The organism is Pantoea sp. UYEF8 (genome assembly GCF_040546285.1).
GTDB lineage: Bacteria > Pseudomonadota > Gammaproteobacteria > Enterobacterales > Enterobacteriaceae > Pantoea > Pantoea brenneri.
Genome location: NZ_JBEPNM010000008.1, coordinates 195,653 through 217,525 on the forward strand (window position 1 = coordinate 195,653; position 21,873 = coordinate 217,525).

The 21,873-nt window shown below is 53.3% G+C and carries 22 protein-coding genes and 5 tRNA genes; 23 read left to right on the forward strand and 4 right to left on the reverse strand.

The genetic code is table 11. The features are described from left to right. The first annotated feature begins 13 nt into the window (after positions 1-13). Entirely contained in the window at positions 14-1,096 is a 1,083-nt protein-coding gene (gene mltB / locus ABIB18_RS16125; protein ID WP_031374763.1) for a lytic murein transglycosylase B, read from the forward strand. 80 nt (positions 1,097-1,176) lie between these two features. Beyond that, entirely contained in the window at positions 1,177-1,512 is a 336-nt protein-coding gene (locus tag ABIB18_RS16130; RefSeq protein ID WP_031374764.1) for a zinc ribbon domain-containing protein YjdM, read from the forward strand. A 35-nt stretch (positions 1,513-1,547) separates the two neighbouring features. Here ABIB18_RS16130 and ABIB18_RS16135 read toward each other — a convergent pair whose 3' ends face one another. After that, entirely contained in the window at positions 1,548-2,435 is an 888-nt protein-coding gene (locus ABIB18_RS16135; protein ID WP_031374765.1) for a dihydrodipicolinate synthase family protein, read from the reverse strand. A 167-nt stretch (positions 2,436-2,602) separates the two neighbouring features. Between ABIB18_RS16135 and tam the strand changes: the two genes are divergently transcribed. The 15 genes from tam to luxS all read left to right on the forward strand — a co-directional run bounded on the left by tam (position 2,603) and on the right by luxS (position 14,032). Beyond that, positions 2,603-3,379: a trans-aconitate 2-methyltransferase gene (tam, locus tag ABIB18_RS16140; protein ID WP_354474802.1), complete on the forward strand. Its 777-nt coding sequence runs from the start codon at positions 2,603-2,605 to the stop codon at positions 3,377-3,379. A gap of 105 nt (positions 3,380-3,484) precedes the next feature. After that, the gene (gene pncC, locus ABIB18_RS16145) at positions 3,485-3,979 is read left to right on the forward strand and encodes a nicotinamide-nucleotide amidase (protein WP_354474804.1); all 495 of its coding nucleotides are present in this window, start codon (positions 3,485-3,487) and stop codon (positions 3,977-3,979) included. A gap of 96 nt (positions 3,980-4,075) precedes the next feature. After that, positions 4,076-5,146 carry a recombinase RecA gene (recA, locus tag ABIB18_RS16150; RefSeq protein ID WP_031374767.1) on the forward strand — a complete coding sequence of 357 codons (1,071 nt, stop codon included), beginning with the start codon at positions 4,076-4,078 and terminating at the stop codon, positions 5,144-5,146. A 124-nt stretch (positions 5,147-5,270) separates the two neighbouring features. Beyond that, positions 5,271-5,789 (forward strand): regulatory protein RecX, encoded by a 519-nt coding sequence (locus ABIB18_RS16155; protein WP_084227840.1) that lies wholly within the window; start codon positions 5,271-5,273, stop codon positions 5,787-5,789. Between the two features lie 133 nt (positions 5,790-5,922). After that, positions 5,923-8,550, forward strand: a complete 2,628-nt coding sequence (gene alaS / locus ABIB18_RS16160; RefSeq protein WP_354474807.1) for an alanine--tRNA ligase — start codon at positions 5,923-5,925, stop codon at positions 8,548-8,550. Positions 8,551-8,800: 250 nt separating this feature from the next. Next, complete coding sequence (gene csrA / locus ABIB18_RS16165; RefSeq protein ID WP_008927091.1) at positions 8,801-8,986, forward strand: carbon storage regulator CsrA; 186 nt, start codon at positions 8,801-8,803, stop codon at positions 8,984-8,986. Positions 8,987-9,271: 285 nt separating this feature from the next. Next, positions 9,272-9,364 (forward strand) — tRNA-Ser (locus tag ABIB18_RS16170). Between the two features lie 8 nt (positions 9,365-9,372). Continuing rightward, positions 9,373-9,449: transfer RNA gene (locus tag ABIB18_RS16175), tRNA-Arg, on the forward strand. Positions 9,450-9,665: 216 nt separating this feature from the next. Continuing rightward, a tRNA-Arg gene (locus ABIB18_RS16180) sits at positions 9,666-9,742 on the forward strand. Between the two features lie 190 nt (positions 9,743-9,932). Next, positions 9,933-10,009, forward strand: a tRNA-Arg gene (locus ABIB18_RS16185). Positions 10,010-10,198: 189 nt separating this feature from the next. Further along, positions 10,199-10,275 (forward strand) — tRNA-Arg (locus ABIB18_RS16190). Between the two features lie 460 nt (positions 10,276-10,735). After that, entirely contained in the window at positions 10,736-11,302 is a 567-nt protein-coding gene (yqaB, locus tag ABIB18_RS16195) for a fructose-1-phosphate/6-phosphogluconate phosphatase (RefSeq protein ID WP_089562569.1), read from the forward strand. Further along, a complete protein-coding gene (locus tag ABIB18_RS16200; RefSeq protein ID WP_031374771.1) occupies positions 11,299-11,727 on the forward strand; it encodes a YqaA family protein in 429 nt (142 codons plus the stop codon). Before yqaB ends, ABIB18_RS16200 begins: the two co-directional genes overlap by 4 nt. A 31-nt stretch (positions 11,728-11,758) precedes the next feature. Then, on the forward strand, positions 11,759-13,366 hold the full coding sequence (gshA, locus tag ABIB18_RS16205) for a glutamate--cysteine ligase (protein ID WP_031374772.1): 1,608 nt from the start codon (positions 11,759-11,761) through the stop codon (positions 13,364-13,366). Positions 13,367-13,516: 150 nt separating this feature from the next. Then, positions 13,517-14,032, forward strand: a complete 516-nt coding sequence (luxS, locus tag ABIB18_RS16210) for an S-ribosylhomocysteine lyase (protein ID WP_031374773.1) — start codon at positions 13,517-13,519, stop codon at positions 14,030-14,032. Between the two features lie 58 nt (positions 14,033-14,090). On the opposite strand, the gene ABIB18_RS16215 is transcribed toward luxS, so the two are convergent. Both ABIB18_RS16215 and ABIB18_RS16220 read right to left on the reverse strand, forming a co-directional pair. Continuing rightward, the gene (locus tag ABIB18_RS16215; protein ID WP_069728904.1) at positions 14,091-15,377 is read right to left on the reverse strand and encodes an HlyC/CorC family transporter; all 1,287 of its coding nucleotides are present in this window, start codon (positions 15,375-15,377) and stop codon (positions 14,091-14,093) included. Positions 15,378-15,392: 15 nt separating this feature from the next. After that, positions 15,393-16,193, reverse strand: a complete 801-nt coding sequence (locus tag ABIB18_RS16220; RefSeq protein WP_031374775.1) for a cytochrome C assembly family protein — start codon at positions 16,191-16,193, stop codon at positions 15,393-15,395. A gap of 165 nt (positions 16,194-16,358) precedes the next feature. Between ABIB18_RS16220 and ffh the strand changes: the two genes are divergently transcribed. From ffh to rplS, 5 genes are all read left to right on the forward strand, one after another. Further along, entirely contained in the window at positions 16,359-17,720 is a 1,362-nt protein-coding gene (ffh, locus tag ABIB18_RS16225; RefSeq protein ID WP_159223287.1) for a signal recognition particle protein, read from the forward strand. Positions 17,721-17,861: 141 nt separating this feature from the next. Further along, on the forward strand, positions 17,862-18,110 hold the full coding sequence (rpsP, locus tag ABIB18_RS16230) for a 30S ribosomal protein S16 (RefSeq protein ID WP_003849041.1): 249 nt from the start codon (positions 17,862-17,864) through the stop codon (positions 18,108-18,110). An 18-nt stretch (positions 18,111-18,128) separates the two neighbouring features. After that, a complete protein-coding gene (rimM, locus tag ABIB18_RS16235; RefSeq protein WP_046289605.1) occupies positions 18,129-18,677 on the forward strand; it encodes a ribosome maturation factor RimM in 549 nt (182 codons plus the stop codon). A 35-nt stretch (positions 18,678-18,712) separates the two neighbouring features. Continuing rightward, positions 18,713-19,477, forward strand: coding sequence for a tRNA (guanosine(37)-N1)-methyltransferase TrmD (gene trmD, locus ABIB18_RS16240; protein WP_031374777.1), 765 nt, complete (start codon positions 18,713-18,715; stop codon positions 19,475-19,477). A 42-nt stretch (positions 19,478-19,519) separates the two neighbouring features. Next, complete coding sequence (gene rplS / locus ABIB18_RS16245) at positions 19,520-19,867, forward strand: 50S ribosomal protein L19 (RefSeq protein ID WP_031374778.1); 348 nt, start codon at positions 19,520-19,522, stop codon at positions 19,865-19,867. 73 nt (positions 19,868-19,940) lie between these two features. Here rplS and ABIB18_RS16250 read toward each other — a convergent pair whose 3' ends face one another. Beyond that, on the reverse strand, positions 19,941-20,501 hold the full coding sequence (locus ABIB18_RS16250) for a GNAT family N-acetyltransferase (RefSeq protein WP_031374779.1): 561 nt from the start codon (positions 20,499-20,501) through the stop codon (positions 19,941-19,943). A gap of 290 nt (positions 20,502-20,791) precedes the next feature. Between ABIB18_RS16250 and ABIB18_RS16255 the strand changes: the two genes are divergently transcribed. Next, the gene (locus tag ABIB18_RS16255) at positions 20,792-21,871 is read left to right on the forward strand and encodes a 3-deoxy-7-phosphoheptulonate synthase (protein ID WP_031374780.1); all 1,080 of its coding nucleotides are present in this window, start codon (positions 20,792-20,794) and stop codon (positions 21,869-21,871) included. Positions 21,872-21,873: the final 2 nt, after the last annotated feature.

Sequence of the window (21,873 nt, forward strand, 5' to 3'; positions counted from 1 at the left end):
TTATGGATTACCGATGCGTCTCAAGCTAGCTCTCCTTGCGTTCATCCCGTTACTGGCCTCCTGCAGCAGCAAACCTGAAGTCCCCCAACAGCAAAAGATGCTGGCTGCACCGCAAGGTGGATTCTTGCTCCAGCCGTCGCACAGTGGATCCGCGATGTTTGGTGACTTTGCTGGCAACCCGGCGGCAGAACAATTTATCGATCAGATGGTGGAGAAGCACGGCTTCGATCGCCAGCAACTGCATAACATTATTGGTCAGGCAAAGCGGCTGGACTATGTGCTGCGCCTGATGGATCGCCAGGCACCGAGCTATACGCCGGCACCGGGACCTAACGGTGCCTGGATTCGCTATCGCAATAAGTTTATTACGCCGGACAACGTCCAAAACGGCGTCGCCTTCTGGGATCAATATCAGGATGCGCTGCAACGCGCGCAGCAGGTCTACGGCGTGCCGCCTGAAATCATCGTCGGCATCATTGGCGTTGAAACCCGCTGGGGGCGCGTGATGGGGAAAACGCGTATTCTGGATGCGCTCGCGACCTTATCCTTCAACTATCCGCGTCGCGCGGCTTACTTCAGCAGCGAACTGGAAACCTTCCTGTTGATGGCGCGTAATGAGCAGGACGATCCGCTGGCGCTGAAAGGCTCGTTTGCCGGGGCGATGGGCTATGGTCAGTTCATGCCATCGTCCTACAAAGAGTACGCGGTGGACTTCAACGGTGATGGCCACGCCAACCTGTGGGATCCGGTTGATGCCATCGGCAGCGTGGCGCACTACTTCCAGCAGCACGGCTGGCGCAGCGGCGAAAACATTGCGGTCCCGGCCAGTGGTCAGGCGCCCTTGCTTGAAGATGGCTTCAAGACCCGCTACAGCGTAGGCATGCTGGCTGCCTCCGGCCTGTCGCCGCAGGGCTCACTCAATGGCAACGACCAGGTGAGCCTGCTACGGCTTGATTTGGGCACCAGCTATCAGTACTGGTACGGTTTACCCAACTTTTATGTCATTACCCGTTATAACCACAGCACCCATTACGCGATGGCGGTGTGGCAGTTAGGCGAGGCCGTTAGCAAGGCGCGGCAGGGCGGAATGCTATAAAGACTGTCCTTATCAACTGTAAGGTTATATGATGACGCCCTTTTTCAGGCCCATCAGCCCTTGTTATCTCTGGAGTCGTTATGTCTTTACCTGCCTGCCCAGCCTGTCACGCCGATTACACCTGGCAAGATGGCGATAACCTTAACTGTCCTTCCTGTGGTCATATCTGGACCGAGGCGGAAAGTGACAGCAGCAATCAGTCGCTGGAAGTGCGTGACGCTAACGGCAATCTGCTGGCAGATGGCGACAGCGTCACAGTGATTAAAGATCTCAAGGTGAAGGGGAGTTCTTCGTCGCTGAAGATTGGCACCAAAGTGAAAAGTATCCGTCTGGTTGAAGGGGACCACAACATCGACTGTAAGATCGACGGTTTTGGTCCGATGAAATTGAAGTCTGAGTTCGTCAAAAAGAACTGAGGCTGGCGGGCGCAGGGAGGCGCCCGTAATGCTGATTAGCTGAATAACCGATCGAGCGCCGCACACTGTTGCGCGTCTAAAGTGCCACCGTAATTACGCGATGCGCTACGCATTGAATCATAGCGACGCGACACCGCGGTTTTTATCGTGGTCACAAAGTCATCACCGATGCTGTAAATCGCCATCATCCGGCCAATCTGTTGCTGGATACGCGTCAGTTCAGCCATATTGCCGTCACGCCACGCCTGCATCATTTGGGCAAAAACCTCCGGCACAATATTGTTCAGTCCCGAGATTACCCCGGCGCCACCCGCCAGCAGATTGGGCAACAGATATTCGTCATAGCCCGACAGCACCGCAAAATCGCTGCGTACCTTTTTCGTCTCGTCAATCATTGCCCGGTTATGCGACAGGCAGTCGACGGTATCCTTAATGCCGATGAAATTCGGCAGTTTTGCCGCTAACGCGGCGACCAGCGTGGGGGAGAGGTCGCAGCCGGTGCGCGCCGGAAAATTATAGGCAAACCACTTGCCGCCTAACTGCTGATCGAGCGTTTCAAAATAATGCATCAGCTGGTTCTGCGTCTGGCCGTAGTAGTAGGGCGGCAGAACCATCACCGCGTCGTAACCACTTTCCCATGCCGCTTCAGCCAGCGACAGCATATCCGCGACGCAGGTAGCGGAGACATTAGCCACCATTGTCAGCGGCGATAGGGGACGGGCTTCTTTAATCAGCTGTAAACGTTCCTGCTGCGTCAATGAGGCGAACTCGCCAATACTGCCCATGATCAGTAAGGTATCAATGCCTGAACGGTTGAGGCGCGAAAAATGGCGTCCGAGCGCATCGATATCGATCGCACCCTGCGCATTAAACGGGGTCACCGAGGGACACCAGACGCCGGCAAAGGCAGATTCTGCAGTCATGACTCACTCCTGAGTAGCGTTTAGGGAAAATGAAACAGTGTTTTAACTTAATTATTCCGCCTCAGCACCGCCAGCATTCGATTCAGAAATGAGCAACAGGTCGCACTTTTCCGCGTTTAAAGCGTCTTATCGATTGGTCACGTCAGATAACCAAACCGGAGGTGAGCATGAAAGAGTGGGATCCTGAGTTGTATCGCAAGTTTGAGGCGGAACGCACCCGCCCGGCACGTGAACTGCTGGCGCGCATCAGCGTTGAAGAGGTTGAACAGGTGACCGATTTGGGCTGCGGTCCGGGCAACAGCACCGAATTGCTGGCTGAAGCCTGGCCGCTGGCCACGGTCTGCGGGCTCGACAGTTCAGCAGCGATGTTAGCCCAGGCGCGCGAACGGTTACCGCACTGCCGCTTTGTACAGGCGGACATTCGTAGCTGGCAGGCAGAAACACCTCAGCAGGTGATCTATGCCAATGCGTCGCTACAGTGGCTGGATAACCACGCGACGCTGTTTCCCCATCTGGTGGAACAACTGGCACCCGGCGGCGTGCTGGCAGTGCAGATGCCCGATAATCTCAATGAGCCCTCGCATCGATTGATGCGCGACGTGGCGGCGTCTGAACCCTGGCATTCCCGTATTGATGCCAAAACGGCGGACCGTAAACAGCTGCTCCCGACCGGCGACTATTACGATCTGCTCACCGGCACCGGCTGTGACGTGGATATCTGGCGCACCACCTATTATCACGTGATGGCCGATGCACAGGCGATTATCAGCTGGCTAGAGGCGACCGGCCTGCGCCCGTTTCTGGCCATGCTGGATGAAGCCGAACAGGCGGATTTTCTGGCGGCCTATCATCAGCGTTTGCTCAGCGCCTATCCGGCGCAGCGCGATGGTCAGGTTCTGCTCGCTTTCCCGCGTCTTTTTATCGTTGCCGTGAAAAAAAGCTGAGGTTAAGGGAAAACAGGCCGCAAAAAGCGGGCAATACTTAAGACAGGGCTTGAAAAAGTGGCGGTGTTGCACCACTTTCATTGCACCACCTGAGGGAGAAACACGATGGATGATCGGCAGTTGCAGGCGCTTAGCGCGCAGATCGGTGAGAAGCTTAAGCAGCAAAACGCCACCGTAACCTGTGCAGAATCCTGCACCGGAGGGTGGATTGCCAAGGTGTTTACTGACATCAGTGGCAGCTCAGCCTGGTTTGAACGCGGCTTCGTGACCTACAGTAATGATGCCAAGCAGCAGCTGGTGGGCGTTCAGGCAACGTCGCTGGAACAGTACGGAGCGGTGAGTGAAGCCGTGGTGCGCGAAATGGCGCTGGGCGCAAGGCACGCCGCCCGGGCAGACTACGCCATCTCCGTGAGCGGTATTGCCGGGCCGGATGGCGGCAGTGCGGAAAAACCGGTCGGCACCGTCTGGTTCGGTTTGGCCGGTCCGCAGGATAAAGTCCTGACTTTTCAGCAGCATTTCTCCGGTGACCGTGAGGCGGTACGCCGCCAGTCCGTCGCCTGGGCACTACAGCGGCTGTATGGCGAATTTCTGACAAATTAAACTTGATACTGTATGACTATACAGTATAATTGTCGGCAACAGAAAGAGTGCAGGCACCCCTGAGTGCGTGTTTACCCGGCTTGATTAGGAGTTGAAATGGCGATTGATGAAAACAAACAAAAGGCTTTAGCTGCCGCGCTGGGCCAGATTGAGAAGCAATTTGGTAAAGGCTCCATCATGCGCTTGGGTGAAGACCGCTCAATGGATGTGGAAACCATCTCTACCGGTTCGCTGTCGCTGGACATTGCGTTAGGCGCAGGCGGTCTGCCAATGGGCCGTATCGTTGAGATTTACGGGCCAGAGTCTTCAGGTAAAACCACGCTGACCCTGCAGGTAATCGCGTCAGCACAGCGTAAAGGCAAAACCTGTGCCTTTATCGATGCTGAGCATGCGCTGGATCCGGTTTACGCCAAGAAACTGGGCGTAGACATCGACAACCTGCTTTGTTCGCAGCCAGACACCGGTGAGCAGGCGCTGGAGATTTGTGATGCGCTGGCCCGCTCAGGCGCGGTTGACGTAATCATTGTCGACTCCGTGGCGGCACTGACGCCGAAAGCGGAAATCGAAGGTGAAATCGGTGACTCACACATGGGCCTGGCGGCACGTATGATGAGCCAGGCGATGCGTAAGCTTGCCGGTAACCTGAAGCAGTCCAACACCCTGCTGATCTTCATCAACCAGATCCGTATGAAAATTGGTGTGATGTTTGGTAACCCGGAAACCACTACCGGTGGTAACGCGCTGAAGTTCTACGCTTCTGTCCGTCTTGATATCCGCCGTATCGGCGCTATCAAAGAGGGCGATAACGTGGTGGGCAGTGAGACCCGCGTTAAAGTGGTGAAAAACAAAATCGCGGCGCCATTTAAACAGGCAGAGTTCCAGATCATGTACGGCGAAGGCATCAACACCTTCGGCGAACTGGTCGACCTGGGCGTGAAGCACAAGCTGATCGAAAAAGCGGGTGCATGGTACAGCTACCAGGGCGATAAGATTGGTCAGGGTAAATCGAATGCCAGCAACTTCCTCAAAGAGAATGCGGCTGTCGCAAACGAGATTGATCTGAAGTTACGTGAAATGTTACTGAACGGCGCTGACGATAAGCTTGCAGCAGAGCAGTCTGCTGACAAAGTTGAAAACGCAGCCAGTGAAGCGAACGAAGACTTCTAATCACTCACGCGGGGGTGGAGAAATCCACTCCCGTTGTTTTTTACCACTTACCCTCTCTTTCTTACCTTTCTTCTCTCCCGATCTGTCGCCATAATCCCCTTCCCGTTAGTACAAGGTGCGCAGTATGTCTGAACAATCCCAGCCCCAACCCAACATTGTCTCTTTTTCTCGTCTGCTCGACCGTGCGATGCGCATTCTTGGACAGCGCGATCACAGCCGTGCCGAATTAGCGCGTAAGCTGCAACAGTCGGCGCAGCGTGCGGCGTGGGCACAGCAGAAAGAGCCGGAAATCGTCACCGAAGAGCTGCTGGAAAAAGTGCTCAACTGGTGCCAGGAAAATGGCTGGCTAAACGACACGCGTTTCACCGAACGTTTTATTCAGAGCCGAAGCCGCAAAGGTTTTGGTTCACAGCGGGTACGTCTGGAACTGGCGCAGAAGGGGATCGATCGCGAGGCGATTGATATTGCGATGGAAGAGACCGAGGTGGACTGGTCTGCCTGTGCTGCCCAGCTGGCTGAACGTAAATTCGGACACCCGTTACCGAAAGAATGGAAAGAGAAAGCCAAAGTACTACGCTATCTACAGTCAAAAGGCTTCATGAGCGAAGATATTCAGTCCGTTTTCAGAAATTTTGACGACTAAAAGCCGATGTAATTTTACTTCCCACTGAAGAAAATTTATCTTATTCCCACTTTTTGTTCCTCTAATCAGGCGCCGCCAGGATGTGGCATCGCGGAAAAGATGGAACGTTCGTTAGCGTGATTCCAGGATATATATGAGCAAGAGCACTGCTGAGATCCGTCAAGCGTTTCTCGACTTTTTTCATAGCAAGGGACATCAGGTTGTAACCAGCAGCTCCCTCGTACCGAATAACGATCCGACGTTGCTGTTTACCAACGCCGGAATGAACCAGTTCAAAGATGTTTTCCTCGGCCAGGACAAGCGTGATTACTCACGTGCGACCACTTCACAGCGCTGCGTGCGTGCCGGTGGCAAACACAACGATCTTGAAAATGTCGGCTACACCGCACGTCACCACACTTTCTTTGAAATGCTGGGTAATTTCAGCTTTGGTGACTACTTCAAGAAAGAGGCAATCGCTTTTGCCTGGGAACTGTTGACGAGCGAGCAGTGGTTCGGCCTGCCAAAAGAGCGTCTGTGGGTTACGGTATATGAAACCGATGATGAAGCTTATGCCATCTGGGCCAACGAGATTGGCGTGCCGCACGAACGCATTATCCGTATCGGCGACAACAAGGGCGGGGCTTACGCGTCAGATAACTTCTGGCAGATGGGCGACACCGGCCCTTGCGGTCCCTGCAGCGAAATTTTCTACGATCACGGCGATCACATCTGGGGTGGACCACCAGGCAGCCCGGAAGAGGATGGCGACCGCTACATTGAGATCTGGAACATCGTCTTCATGCAGTTCAATCGTCAGGCGGATGGCACCATGCTGCCGCTGCCGAAACCGTCGGTTGATACCGGCATGGGCCTGGAGCGCATTACTGCCGTACTGCAACACGTCAACTCTAACTATGAAATCGACCTGTTCCAGAAACTGATCCAGGCGGTAGCGCAGGTGACCGGTGCCACCGATCTGAGCAATAAATCACTGCGCGTGATTGCCGATCATATCCGCTCCTGTGCATTCCTGATTGCCGATGGCGTGATCCCGTCGAATGAGAACCGTGGTTACGTGCTGCGTCGCATCATTCGTCGTGCCGTACGTCATGGCAACATGCTGGGCGCGAAAGACGCATTCTTCTATAAGCTGGTCGCGCCGCTGGTTGAGGTGATGGGATCGGCCGGTGAAGAGTTACAGCGTCAGCAGGCTCAGGTTGAGCAGGTGCTGAAAAGCGAAGAAGAGCAGTTCGCTAAGACTCTGGAACGCGGCCTGGCGCTGCTGGACGAAGAGCTGGCGAAACTGCAGGATGATACGCTGGATGGCGAAACGGTCTTCCGTCTGTACGATACCTTTGGCTTCCCGGCTGACCTGACGGCTGATGTCTGCCGCGAACGCAATCTGAAGATCGACGAAGCGGGCTTCGAGCAGGCGATGGAGCAACAGCGCCAGCGCGCACGTGAAGCGAGTGGTTTCGGCGCGGATTACAGCAACGTTATTCGTATCGATGCGGCGTCCTCGTTCAAAGGCTACGACCAGCTGGATTTAGCCGCGACGGTGAAAGCGCTGTACGTGGCAGGCGAGTCGGTGAATGAAGTCACCGAAGGCCAGGAAGCGGTTGTGGTACTGGATGAAACGCCATTCTATGGCGAATCAGGCGGTCAGGTCGGCGATACCGGCGTGCTGACAGGGAAGAATGCTGAATTTAGCGTACAGGACACACAAAAATATGGTCAGGCAATCGGTCATATCGGTAAGCTGACGGCAGGGCAGTTACGTATCGGCGATCGCCTTGAAGCAAAAGTTGATGCGGCACGCCGGGCGCGTATCCGTCTTAACCACTCTGCAACCCACTTATTGCATGCCGCGCTGCGTCAGGTATTAGGTGAGCATGTTGCACAGAAGGGATCTCTGGTTAACGATAAATACCTGCGTTTTGACTTCTCGCATTTCGAAGCGATGAAACCTCAGGAGATTCGCCAGGTCGAAGATATTGTCAACGCGCAGATTCGTCGCAACTTGCCGGTTGAAACCGACGTGATGGATCTTGAGGCGGCGAAATCTAAAGGTGCCATGGCGCTGTTTGGCGAAAAATATGATCAGCGCGTGCGCGTCCTGACCATGGGTGATTTCTCGGTTGAGCTGTGCGGCGGCACGCACGCGGCACGTACCGGCGACATCGGTCTGTTCCGTATCCAGGCTGAGTCAGGCACTGCGGCGGGTGTTCGTCGTATTGAAGCGATTACCGGTGAAGGTGCCCTGGCGCAGGTCAATGCGCAGAGCAGCCAGCTGCACGATCTGGCGCAACTGGTGAAAGCCAACAGCAGCAACCTGAATGAAAAAGTACGTGGTCTGGTGGATCACGTACGGGCGCTGGAGAAAGAGTTGCAGCAACTGCGCGATCAGCAAGCGGCGCAGGAGAGCGCGTCTCTGAGCAGCAGTGCCATCGACGTGAAAGGCGTGAAGCTGCTGGTCAGTGAGCTGAATAACGTTGAGCCGAAAATGTTGCGTACCATGGTGGATGACCTGAAAAACCAGTTGGGTTCGGCCATCATTGTGTTAGCGACGGTTGCGGAAGGTAAAGTGTCGTTAATCGCTGGCGTGACCAAAGATTTGACTGACCGGGTTAAAGCCGGTGAACTGATTGCAGGTCTGGCGCAGCAGGTCGGCGGCAAGGGCGGTGGACGCCCGGATATGGCGCAGGCTGGCGGAACCGATGTGGCGGCCCTGAAAAGCGCGTTAACAGGGGTTGAGGACTGGGTCAGCAGCCGTCTGTAAGTGAATTAAAACAAGGCATCGTATAAAGCGTCAGAACGGTTGTTCCGGCGCTTTTTCATACGATGTCAGAGTAGCAAATGACAAAGTCAGGTTGATGTAGTGTATTTCGGCTAAACTAACTATCAGCAGAATGTATTAGCGCATCGATGTGCATTGGTGTATTTGTCATACTCATTGTGCAGCGTTAAATGATGGATAATGCCGGGAGCCTGTACAAGCCCGACTCTTTTAATCTTTCAAGGAGCAAAGAATGCTTATTCTAACTCGTCGAGTTGGTGAAACCCTCATGATCGGTGATGAGGTGACTGTAACGGTGCTGGGTGTTAAAGGTAACCAGGTTCGCATCGGGGTTAACGCTCCGAAAGAAGTGTCTGTGCATCGCGAAGAGATCTATCAACGCATCCAGGCTGAAAAAACGCAACAAACCAGCGTTTAACGGATTCAGCGTCTCGCACCTGTGCGAGGCGCTACCGCTTTATCGACCCATTCCCCCCTTTTTCTTTTCTCCCCCTTATTCCCTTTTTTGTTAACTGCATCATCTTTCATTGTTGATAATTCACTCTTTTTGCCGTCATTTTGGCCCAATTGTCTGTCATTTGTTCAATCAAACAAACCTTCGGAAAAATTGTTTGACTTATAAGTGCGGGAAAGTAATATGTGCGCCACGCAGTGCCGATGAGCGGAAACAAAGTTCAGCGGCGCAGTTCGGAAGAACGCGTAAGGTGAGGTGGCCGAGAGGCTGAAGGCGCTCCCCTGCTAAGGGAGTATACGGTCAAAAGCTGTATCGAGGGTTCGAATCCCTCCCTCACCGCCATTTCCGATGCATCCATAGCTCAGCTGGATAGAGTACTCGGCTACGAACCGAGCGGTCGGAGGTTCGAATCCTCCTGGATGCACCATATTTTCGAATGTGGAGAAGTGCCTCAGTGTGACATGACGCAATTAGTGTTCAGGTCGTACTAAGGAGGTTAACGTTGCATCAGCAACGGCCCGCAGGGCGAAGCGCAAGCTGAGTAATCCTCCTGGATGCACCATCGGAATAAAAACAAAGTGAACTAGCAATTCCTTTCATGGTGAGTAGTTAGCACCCTGCGTTGTACAAGAATTAAATCAATGCATCCATAGCTCAGCTGGATAGAGTACTCGGCTACGAACCGAGCGGTCGGAGGTTCGAATCCTCCTGGATGCACCATATTTTCGAATATGGAAAGTGCCTCAGTGTGTCATAGCGTGAAAATCGTCAGACTGCACTAAGGAGGATAACGTTACTTCAGCAACGGCCCGCAGGGCGAAGCGTAAGCTGAGTAATCCTCCCGGATGCACCATTCTTCGTATCATTCCCAGGTTGATTTCTGAAAGTCCATAAAAAGTAATTCCCCAATGCATCCATAGCTCAGCTGGATAGAGTACTCGGCTACGAACCGAGCGGTCGGAGGTTCGAATCCTCCTGGATGCACCATATCTTCGGATAGGGAAGTGCCTTAGTGTGTCATAGCGTGAAAATCATCAGACTGCACTAACGAGGATAGCGTTGCCTCAGCAACGGCCCGCAGGCCGAAAAGTAAGCTGAGACATTATCCGCGATGCACTCTTCACTTTGCTGTTTTGCCGGTTAGCAACCTGCTCCGTAATTCCCCAGATTTCCGTTGCATCCATAGCTCAGCTGGATAGAGTACTCGGCTACGAACCGAGCGGTCGGAGGTTCGAATCCTCCTGGATGCACCATCTCTTTCGATATCATTATCTCCTCAGCGTCTTATAGCGTTCTCATTGTTCAGGCTGCACTAACGTGCATAACGTTGCCTCAGCAACGGCCCGCACTGGTGCCTCCTCTGAATGAGCCCTTTGCATTTCTTCCTCTACTGCTCACGTTTAATCGCAAAACCGATCTGCTTTATCAACCCGGCTAACAGGCTGTCTGGCCTGACTCTTTCTGCTGACGGTTAGCGCGTAAATCCGGTTTTCTATTGCTGGCTTTTAATTGATGCCAGCCAGCTCCGGTTTACCCTCTGCGGATAAAAAATGCTGCAATTTCGTACGGTTATTGCCGGTCGCAGACGATCACCTTTATCTGAAAAGAAAAATTGCTAATGCTTTCAAAGCATTTGCTGTTCATCCCCCCTGGCGACAACCTGTGCACATTAGGCTAAAGTAATGTCTCATTTGTTGGAGGTCCGGAGTGACTATGTACGATCAATACGACGCCCTGATTTTCGATATGGACGGCACCATTCTCGATACTGAGCCGACACATCGAAAAGCGTGGCGTCAGGTACTGGCGCGTTATGGAATGACGCTGGATGAAGCGCGTATTGTCGGCTTTAATGGTGCTCCTACCTGGCGACTGGCGCAGTTCATCATCGAAACGAATCAGTCGTCTCACGATCCTCATCTTCTTGCCGCCGAAAAGACCGCCGCAGTGAAAGCCATGCTGTTGGAAAATGTTCAGCCGCTTCCTTTGATGGAGGTGGTGAAGGCTTACCACGGGCGTCGTCCTATGGCAGTCGGTACCGGCAGTGAACACAGCATGGCAGATGCGTTACTGACGCAGCTGGGCGTGCGTGAGCTGTTTTCCGCCGTGGTCGGCGCTGATGACGTACAGCGGCATAAACCTGAACCAGATACCTTCTTACGCTGCGCCGAGCTGATGGGCGTGGCGCCAGAGCGCTGTGTGGTTTTCGAAGATGCAGATTTTGGCGTTCAGGCGGCGAAAGCGGCAGGGATGGATGTGGTGGACGTCCGCTTACTGTGAGTGAGATGCTCGCCTATGCCTCATTGTTCGGCAGCAGTTTTTTAAGTGCGACGCTCCTGCCAGGAAGCTCTGAAGCACTGCTGATAGCACTATTAATTGCAAAAAAGACGTCAGTTTATGGGTTGCTTTTGGCCGCATCACTGGGAAACACCTTGGGCGGCTTAACCAACATTTTTCTTGGTCGCTTGCTGCCGTTAAAACGTCAGGGGCGATGGCATGACACAGCAATGACGTGGTTGCACCGATTGGGTCCTGCAGCACTGTTATTTAGCTGGTTACCAGTGATAGGTGATCTGCTCTGCGTGCTTGCAGGCTGGTTACGCTTCGCCTGGTTACCGGCGATGTTGTATCTCGCTGTCGGTAAAACACTGCGTTATATCGTTATCGCGACCGCCACATTACAGGGTATGCAATGGTGGCATTGATTCGCACAGATTCGAGGCTACGGTTAACATTATGCTGAACAAAAATAAATTATTCTCACAGCGGGAGGTTAATGTGATCCCGGACGTATCTAAAGCGCTCTCCTGGCTGGAAGCGCATCCTGATGCCCTTAAGGGTATCGGCCGTGGCATCGAACGTGAAACGTTGCGCGTGCAGGCAGACGGTAAGCTGGCGGAAACCGGTCACCCCGAATCACTGGGTTCGGCGCTGAAGCATGACTGGATTACCACAGACTTTGCCGAAACGCTGCTGGAGTTCATTACGCCAGTGGATCACAGCATCGATCACATGCTGGCTTTCCTGCGTGATATTCATCGTCATGTTGCCCGTGAACTCGGCGAAGAGCGTATGTGGCCCTTCAGCATGCCGTGCGAGATTGACGATGCGAACAAGATTGAACTGGCACAGTATGGGAAATCCAATATTGGCCAGATGAAAACGCTGTACCGCCAGGGGCTGAAAAACCGCTACGGCGCGTTAATGCAGACCATCTCCGGTATTCACTATAACTTCTCGCTGCCGCTCTCTTTCTGGCAGGAATGGGCCGATGTGAAAGATCAGGAAAGCGGGAAAGAGACCATCTCTGCCGGCTATCTGCGACTGATCCGTAACTATTATCGTTTTGGCTGGGTGATCCCGTATCTGTTTGGTGCGTCGCCCGCCATCAGTTCCAGCTTCCTGCAGGGCCGCGAGAGCGCACTGCCGTTTGAAACTAACGATAAAGATACCCTGTGGCTGCCGTATGCCACCTCGCTGCGTCTGAGCGATTTAGGCTATACCAACAAATCCCAGAGCGCGCTGGGCATTACCTTCAATTCACTGGAAGGCTATGTCACTGCGCTGAAGAAAGCGATCAAGACGCCGTCGGAAGAGTATGCTGAGATGGGCACCAAAGATGCCGACGGCAACTGGCTCCAGCTCAACACTAACGTGCTGCAGATTGAAAATGAACTCTATGCGCCTATCCGGCCTAAGCGCGTTACGCGCTCGGGTGAAGCGCCTTCTGACGCGCTGCTGCGTGGCGGCATTGAGTACATTGAAGTGCGCTCGCTGGATATTAACCCGTTCTCAGCGATTGGCGTGGACGAGAACCAGGTGCGCTTCCTCGACCTGTTCCTGATCTGGTGTACGCTGGCTGACGCGCCGGAAATGAGCGCTGACGAGCTGCAGTGTACCCGTAAAAACTGGAATAGAGTGGTGCTGGAAGGGCGTAAGCCGGATCAGAAAATTGCGGTCGGCTGTGGTGAAGCGGAGCATTCGCTGGTTGAAGTCGGTAAGACACTGTTTGCCGATCTGCGTCGGGTGGCGGAAGTTTTAGACAGCAACAACCAGGGCAGCACGCAATATCAACAAGTTTGCGATCAACTGGTGGCATCGTTCGACGATCCTGAGCTAACCTATTCGGCGCGCATCCTTCAGGCGATGAAGGACAATGGTGTTACCGGTACCGGTGTGGCGTTAGCAGAACAGTATCGCCATCTGCTTTGCGAAGAGCAGCTGGAAGTGCTGAGCGAAGACGATTTCAGTCGTCAGGCGAAGGAGTCTGTGGCAGCACAGCAGGCGCTTGAAGCCGATGACAAGCTGGATTTTGAGGCTTATCTGGCGAGCCGGGAAGGGTAGAAAAGAAAAAGGCCACATCAATGTGGCCAAATTAACATCTCTGTTGTCAGGGATGATGATAACAAATGCGCGTCTTTCATATATTCAGACGTTGGGCGAACAGAAAAGTTTCATCGTTTTAAAAAAAATTCTTAAAACAGGAGGTGACGTATGCCACTACTGGACAGTTTTACCGTTGATCACACTATCATGGCCGCTCCCGCCGTACGCGTTGCGAAAACCATGAAGACTCCGCATGGCGATACGATTACCGTTTTTGACCTGCGTTTTTGCCGCCCGAACATTGATATCCTCACTGAGCGTGGCATTCATACGCTGGAGCACCTGTTTGCCGGTTTCATGCGTAATCATCTGAACGGTGACGGCGTTGAAATCGTTGATATCTCGCCAATGGGTTGCCGTACTGGCTTCTACATGAGCCTGATTGGTACGCCAGACGAGCAGCGCGTAGCAAAAGCGTGGAAAGGGGCGATGGAAGACGTTCTGAAAGTTAAAGATCAGAACCAGATCCCTGAGCTGAACGAATACCAGTGCGGCAGCTACAAGCTGCACTCGCTGGAAGAAGCACAGCAGATCGCCCGCAATGTGCTGGCACATGATATCGGTGTTAACCGCAACGAAGATCTGAAACTGCCTGCTGAGAAGCTGAAAGAACTGCACATCTAGTCAGGACTTTTCTGCTAAAAAAAAACGCCGCATTATTATTGCGGCGTTTTTTTATGGCTTAAGAGCCGATAGATTTCTTTAACGGCGTGGTCGGTGTGATGCGGACCTGTTTAATCATGTTGTCCTGCACATCGAGGATGTCGATGTTGTACTGACTGATTTGCACCCGGGTCTGCACCTCAGGAATCTCCTCCAGCGCCTCCAGCAGCATGCCATTGATGGTGCGGGCTTCCTGCTCCGGCAGATGCCAGTTAAACGCCTTGTTGATTTCACGCACGTTGGCGCTGCCTTCAACCAGCACCGATCCATCATTCTGCGGCATCACTTCTTCAGCCAGCGAAGGCGACATCGAGGTGGTGAAATCGCCGACGATCTCTTCCAGAATATCCTCTATCGTCACCAGTCCTTTGATATCGCCATACTCATCAACCACCAGTCCGGCTTTCTTCTTATTGCGCTGAAACTTCACCAGTTGGGTGTTGAGCGGCGTGCCTTCCGGGATGTAGTAGATCTCATCGGCAGCGCGCAGCAGCGTCTCTTTGGTGAACTCTTTTTTCTCGGTCATCATGCGCCAGGCCTCACGCACCCGCAGCATGCCGACGCAGTCATCCAGCGAATCCCGGAACAGCACGATGCGGCCGTGTGGCGAATGACTTAACTGGCGGACCACCGATTTCCAGTCATCGTTGATGTTGATGCCGACGATCTCATTACGCGGCACCATGATGTCATCCACACTGACCTTCTCGAGATCGAGGACGGACAACAGCATGTCCTGATTACGGCGTGATATCAGGTTACGCGATTCGTAAACAATGGTACGCAGCTCTTCTTTACTCAGCGCGGAATTGACAGAACCGTCAGCGCGAATACCGACCATCCGCATCAGCAGACGGGTAATGGTGTTCAGCAACCAGACCAGCGGCAACATAATGTATTGCAACGGACCCAGCAGGAAGCTACTGGGATAGGCGACTTTTTCCGGATAGAGCGCCGCCACGGTTTTTGGTAACACTTCGGCAAACACCAGCACCACGAAGGTCAGTACACCGGTGGCGATGGCAACGCCGGCATCACCATACAGGCGCATCCCGACGATGGTACCGAGGGCAGATGCAAGAATGTTGACCAGGTTGTTGCCGATCAGCACCAGGCTAATCAGGCGGTCAGGGCGGCGCAGCAATTTTTCGACGCGACGGGCAGCGCGGTGGCCATTTTTAGCCTGATGGCGCAGCTTGTAGCGATTGAGAGTCATCATGCCGGTTTCAGAGCCCGAAAAATAAGCCGAAACCAGCACCATGATGATCAGCGTAACAATCAGCGTGGTGGTTGAAACATGTTCCAACGCAGAACTTCCTTTTTAACGAGAGGTAGGGATAAGCAGGTGCTGTAGGATGCGACTGCCAAAGTAGGCCATGGTTAATAACAATGCGCCGCTGCAGTTAAACCACACCACACGACGTCCACGCCAACCTTCATGATAGTGCCCCCACAGCAAAACGATATACACAAACCAGGCGATGATGGAGAGCACCGCTTTATCGACGTTTTCCGCGCTGAAAAGATCCTGCATGTAAAACAAGCCGGTACACAGCACCAGCGTCAGCAGCACTACGCCGACCTGGGTGATGTGAAACATCTTGCGTTCAATCGTCAGCAGTGGCGGCATGTCCTGGGTAAAGGTCAGTCGCTTGTTTTTCAGCTGATAATCGATCCACGCCAGTTGCAGCGCATACAGCGCCGCGATGATCAGCGTCGCGTAGGCAAACAGCGAGAGGCCGATATGAATCATCATGCCTGGGGTGGTTTCCAGATGAGTGATAAACGCATTGGGCACAAAAGTAGCAAAGGCGAGGTTGATCAGCGCGAAGCTATAAACAATCGGCAGCAGTAACCAGCCACGGTTGCGGGACGCCACAATGGTCATGATGGCACAGATCAACAGACTGACCAGCGAGCCGATATTGAGCAGGCTTAAGTTCTGTCCACTGTCGACGGCAAAAATACGTTGCTGCAAGGCCACCGCGTGAGTAATCAACGCGACGCAGGCAGAGAGCATCGCCATTCGCCGCCAGCCGCCGTTACGTTTCAACAGGCTGGGAATGATCAGTGCAAGACTAAGGGAGTAGGCGAACAGCGCCACTATCGCGAAAACGAACATAGATCCTTTCGGGTATCAGTCAGATAAGGAAAACGGCAGTATAGCGCCAGCCGCAGCTGGCACCAAACGATCTGAGGGGCAATTGCAGAGATCGCTGAGGCTTCGTGTTATAATCCGCCGCATTCTGCCGATCAGGCGCCTCGCGATCTTTTTAAGTGAGAGACCATGTTTGATAATTTAACCGATCGTTTGTCGCAAACCCTGCGCAATATCAGCGGCCGCGGAAGGCTGACTGAAGAGAACATCAAAGAGACCCTGCGTGAAGTTCGCATGGCACTGCTTGAGGCAGACGTTGCGCTGCCGGTAGTGCGTGACTTCATTAATCGCGTGAAAGAGAGCGCGGTTGGGCACGATGTGAATAAAAGCCTGACGCCAGGTCAGGAGTTCATCAAGATCGTCCGTAACGAACTGGTTGCGGCGATGGGTGCAGAAAACAATGCGCTGGATCTGGCTGCGCAGCCGCCTGCCGTAGTGCTGATGGCCGGCCTGCAGGGTGCGGGTAAAACCACCAGCGTCGGTAAGCTGGGTAAGTTCCTGCGTGAGAAGCATAAAAAGAAAGTCTTAGTGGTTTCTGCCGACGTTTATCGTCCGGCGGCAATCAAACAGCTGGAAACGCTGGCGCAACAGGTGGGTGTAGACTTCTGTCCATCCGATCTGAGCCAGAAGCCGGTCGACATTGTTAACCATGCGCTGCGTGAAGCACGCCTGAAGTTTTACGATGTTCTGCTGGTGGATACTGCGGGTCGTCTGCACGTTGACGAAGCGATGATGGACGAAATCAAACAGGTTCATGCCGCGATTAATCCGGTAGAAACGCTGTTTGTGGTCGATGCCATGACCGGTCAGGATGCGGCGAATACCGCCAAAGCCTTTAACGAAGCGCTGCCGCTCACCGGGGTTATCCTGACCAAAGTGGATGGTGATGCGCGCGGTGGTGCGGCGCTGTCGATTCGTCATATCACCGGCAAGCCGATTAAGTTCATGGGTGTCGGTGAGAAGACTGATGCACTGGAGCCGTTCTATCCGGAGCGTATCGCTTCACGTATCCTCGGCATGGGCGATGTGCTGTCGCTGATCGAAGATATCGAAAGCAAGGTTGACCGCGATCAGGCGGAGAAGCTGGCGAAGAAGCTGAAAACCGGTGACGGTTTCGATCTCAATGACTTCCTTGAGCAGTTGAAGCAGATGCGTAACATGGGCGGGATGGCCAGCCTGATGGGCAAACTGCCAGGCATGGGGCAGCTGCCGGATAACGTGAAGTCACAAATGGATGACAAGGTGCTGGTGCGCATGGAAGCGATCATCAACTCGATGACGCGTAAAGAGCGCCAGAAGCCTGAAATCATCAAAGGCTCGCGCAAGCGCCGTATTGCTACCGGCTCCGGTATGCAGGTGCAGGACGTTAACCGCTTACTGAAGCAGTTCGACGACATGCAGCGTATGATGAAGAAAATGAAGAAGGGCGGAATGGCGAAAATGATGCGCGGCATGAAAGGTATGATGCCGCCAGGTTTCCCTGGACGCTAAGTGTTCCACAAAAAAGCCCGAAAGGACGCGGTTTAGGTTGCTTTTTGCGCCAAAATGAGTAAAATTTTCGGGCTTTTTATACAGCACCCGGACCCCGTTCCTCGATGGGGGCCGGGTGTTTTATTAACTGAAGAGGATGTTATGGTAACAATTCGTTTGGCACGTCACGGCGCTAAAAAGCGTCCGTTCTATCAGGTCGTCGTCACTGACAGCCGCAATGCACGCAACGGTCGTTTCATCGAGCGCGTTGGTTTCTTCAACCCGATCGCATCTGGTCAGGCTGAAGGTCTGCGTCTGGATCTGGATCGTATCGAGCACTGGGTTGGCCAGGGCGCAACACTCTCTGATCGCGTTAACGCGCTGGTCAAAGAAGCTAAGAAAGCAGCTTAATCTGTCACGGTGGTGAGCATGAGCAGACAACTTGCCGCACAGCCTCCCGTTAATCCACTGGTGTTGGGTAAAATGGGAGCCGCCTACGGTATTCGCGGCTGGCTCAAAGTGTTTTCCTCCACTGAAGACGCTGAAAGCATCTTCGACTACCAACCCTGGTTTATCCAGCGCGCCGGTAAATGGCAGCAGATCGAACTGGAGAGTTGGAAGCACCATAATCAGGACCTGATCATCAAAGTTAAAGGCGTTGACGATCGGGATGCGGCGGCTCAGTTAACCAATTGCGAAATTCAGGTTGACTCGACGCAGTTGCCATCGCTGGAAGAGGGCGACTACTACTGGAAAGACCTTATGGGTTGCCAGGTGGTTAACCTCGACGGCTACGAGATGGGTAAAGTCATCGATATGATGGAAACCGGCTCGAACGACGTTCTCGTCGTTAAGGCAAACCTGAAGGATGCGTTCGGTGTGCAGGAGCGGTTAATTCCGTTTCTTGATGAACAGGTTATCAGGAAAGTCGATCTCTCTACTGGCGTTATTGAAGTAGATTGGGATCCTGGTTTTTGATCTCCGAATCGAACGGTAACGTAACGGCGAATACAATGTGGATTGGTGTAATTAGCCTGTTTCCAGAAATGTTTCGCGCTATTACCGATTACGGGGTAACTGGCCGGGCAGTAAAAAACGGTCTGCTCAGCATTCAAAGCTGGAGTCCTCGTGACTTCACGCACGACCGGCACCGTACCGTAGACGATCGTCCATACGGCGGCGGACCGGGAATGCTGATGATGGTACAACCCTTACGGGATGCCATCTCCGCAGCGAAAGCAGCGGCAGGTGATGGGGCCAGGGTGATATATCTTTCACCTCAGGGGCGCAAACTGGACCAACAGGGCGTTTGCGAACTGGCGGCACGGGACAAGTTAATTCTGGTCTGTGGCCGTTATGAAGGGATAGATGAGCGCGTAATCCACGCCGAAATTGACGAAGAATGGTCAATCGGTGATTACGTTCTCAGCGGCGGGGAACTGCCAGCTATGACGATGATTGACGCAGTCGCCCGGTTTATTCCCGGCGTACTCGGCAAGCAGGCGTCAGCCGAAGAGGATTCGTTCTCGGAGGGGCTGCTGGACTGTCCGCACTATACCCGACCTGAAGTGTTAGACGGTGTGGAGGTTCCGGCAGTATTACTGTCAGGCAACCATGCTGATATTCGCCGTTGGCGCCTGAAGCAGTCGCTAGGCCGTACCTGGCTGAGAAGACCTGAACTTCTGGAAAACCTGGCTCTGACTGAAGAGCAAGCAAGGTTGCTAAGTGAGTTCCAGCGGGAATTTCATCAGCAACAAAACGATGATGTGGAAGAGTGATCTTCCCCGACTATCAGTTTACCCAGGATATGAGATTTAATTATGAGCAACATTATCAAGCAAATTGAACAAGAGCAGATGAAACAGGACGTACCTTCCTTCCGCCCGGGTGATTCCGTGGAAGTGAAAGTATGGGTCGTTGAAGGTTCTAAAAAACGTCTGCAGGCATTCGAGGGCGTGGTTATCGCTATTCGTAACCGCGGTCTGCACTCTGCATTCACTGTTCGCAAAATTTCTAACGGCGAAGGCGTTGAGCGTGTATTCCAGACTCACTCGCCGGTTATTGACAGCATCACTGTCAAACGTCGTGGCGCTGTGCGTAAAGCCAAACTGTACTACCTGCGTGAGCGTACTGGTAAGTCTGCTCGTATTAAAGAGCGTCTTAACTAAGGTATCGCTAACGCGACATCTAAAAGTTAATAGCAAACAAGGGGTTGGCGTGATGCCAGCCCCTTTTTTTATCTTAATGCCCAACCAAAGATGATAATTCGTCGGCATCCGGTCGCGGAAAATGGTAAATCGCCGTATTCACCGCGCCGCTCTCCAGCACAATCAACCCGTAGCGGCAGCCAATAAACTCACCACCACATTTCTCTGCCACTGCCCGACTGGCCAGATTTTCCTCTGCCGCCAGGATCTCTATACCGCGCGTTTCAGGTCGAGAAAACCCCAGTGTCAGCAAAGCCTTCACGGCCTGGCTGGCGATCCCCTGACGTTGTGCATCGCTGCGTACCCAGTAGCCTAAGGCGCTGAAATCGCCGGGATGACGGGCGAATCGGATACCGGCCCCTCCGAGCAGGCGATCGTGTTGATCAACGATGGCAAATTCCTCCGCCTGTGCCTTAATTCGTTGCCAGTGGGTGAAGCGGATCCAGCTTTCCGCTTCGTGCGGCTGATAATTCGGGTGTGCCCAGGCCATCCACGGCATCAGGCTTTCCAGCGAGGCGTTAACCGCCTGGGTGAATGCGTCTATGTCATTGAGGGTAAAAGGGCGCAGCTTAATGTTTGCAGCAGTCTGTGGCATAGCACACTCGGTAATCGTCAGGTTGATGGCTTCATTCTGCCAGCGACGTGCGGGAAAACAATACCCAGTAGTGTAAATAAATTTGTACAGTTGATCGGGATTAGTGAATCAAGGTGATTGGTTTAATTAGTTGATTTTTATCAATATTTACAATTTTTGTTGAGGTGTTTAATTTCAGTGGTAATAAAAGTGTACGTTTATAGTTGTGTCATGTATTCGCTGTGATACAGTGTGCTCCATCCTCCATGAGGATCCCATGACCGCATACACGAGCAAAAAGGATCGCCATCATGCAAAAAGACGCGCTGAACAATGTGCATATCGCCGACGAACAGGTACTTATTACCCCGGAAGAGCTGAAAGCAAAATTTCCGCTGACCGCTGAGCAACAGGCTCAGGTTGCTGCCTCTCGTCAGACTATCTCCGACATTATTGCCGGCCGCGATCCTCGTCTGCTGGTGGTGTGCGGACCTTGTTCAATCCACGATACCGAAGCGGCTCTGGATTATGCTCGTCGTTTGCAAACTCTGTCTGAACAGTTGAAGGATCAACTGTATCTCGTGATGCGCGTCTACTTTGAAAAACCCCGTACCACCGTCGGCTGGAAAGGGTTGATCAACGATCCTTACATGGATAACTCATTCGATATGGAAGCAGGTCTGCACATTGCCCGTAAACTGCTGGTGAACCTGGTTGAAATGGGTTTACCGCTGGCAACTGAAGCGCTGGATCCTAACAGCCCGCAGTACCTTGGCGATCTGTTCAGCTGGTCAGCCATCGGCGCGCGTACCACTGAATCGCAGACGCACCGTGAAATGGCCTCTGGCCTGTCGATGCCGGTGGGTTTCAAAAATGGCACCGACGGCAGCCTGGGCACCGCGATTAATGCGATGCGCGCAGCGTCAATGCCGCACCGCTTTGTCGGCATCAATCAGGCGGGGCAGGTTTGCCTGCTGCAGACGCAGGGCAATCCGGATGGACACGTCATTCTGCGCGGCGGAAAAGCGCCTAACTACGGTCCGGAAGATGTTACGCAATGTGAAAAAGAGATGCTCAAGGCGGGACTGCGTCCGGCCTTAATGATAGATTGCAGCCATGGTAACTCTAATAAAGACTACCGTCGTCAGCCTGGCGTAGCGGAATCCGCTATCGCCCAGATCAAAGATGGAAACCGTTCAATTATTGGTTTGATGCTGGAAAGCCATATCAATGAAGGTAACCAGTCTTCTGAGCAGCCTCGCAGTGAAATGAAATATGGCGTCTCTGTCACCGATGCCTGCATCAACTGGGACGTCACTGAAACGTTGCTGCGTGAGATGCATCAGGATCTGCAGGGAGTGCTGTCGGCGCGTCTGTCACACGAGGTGTAAGA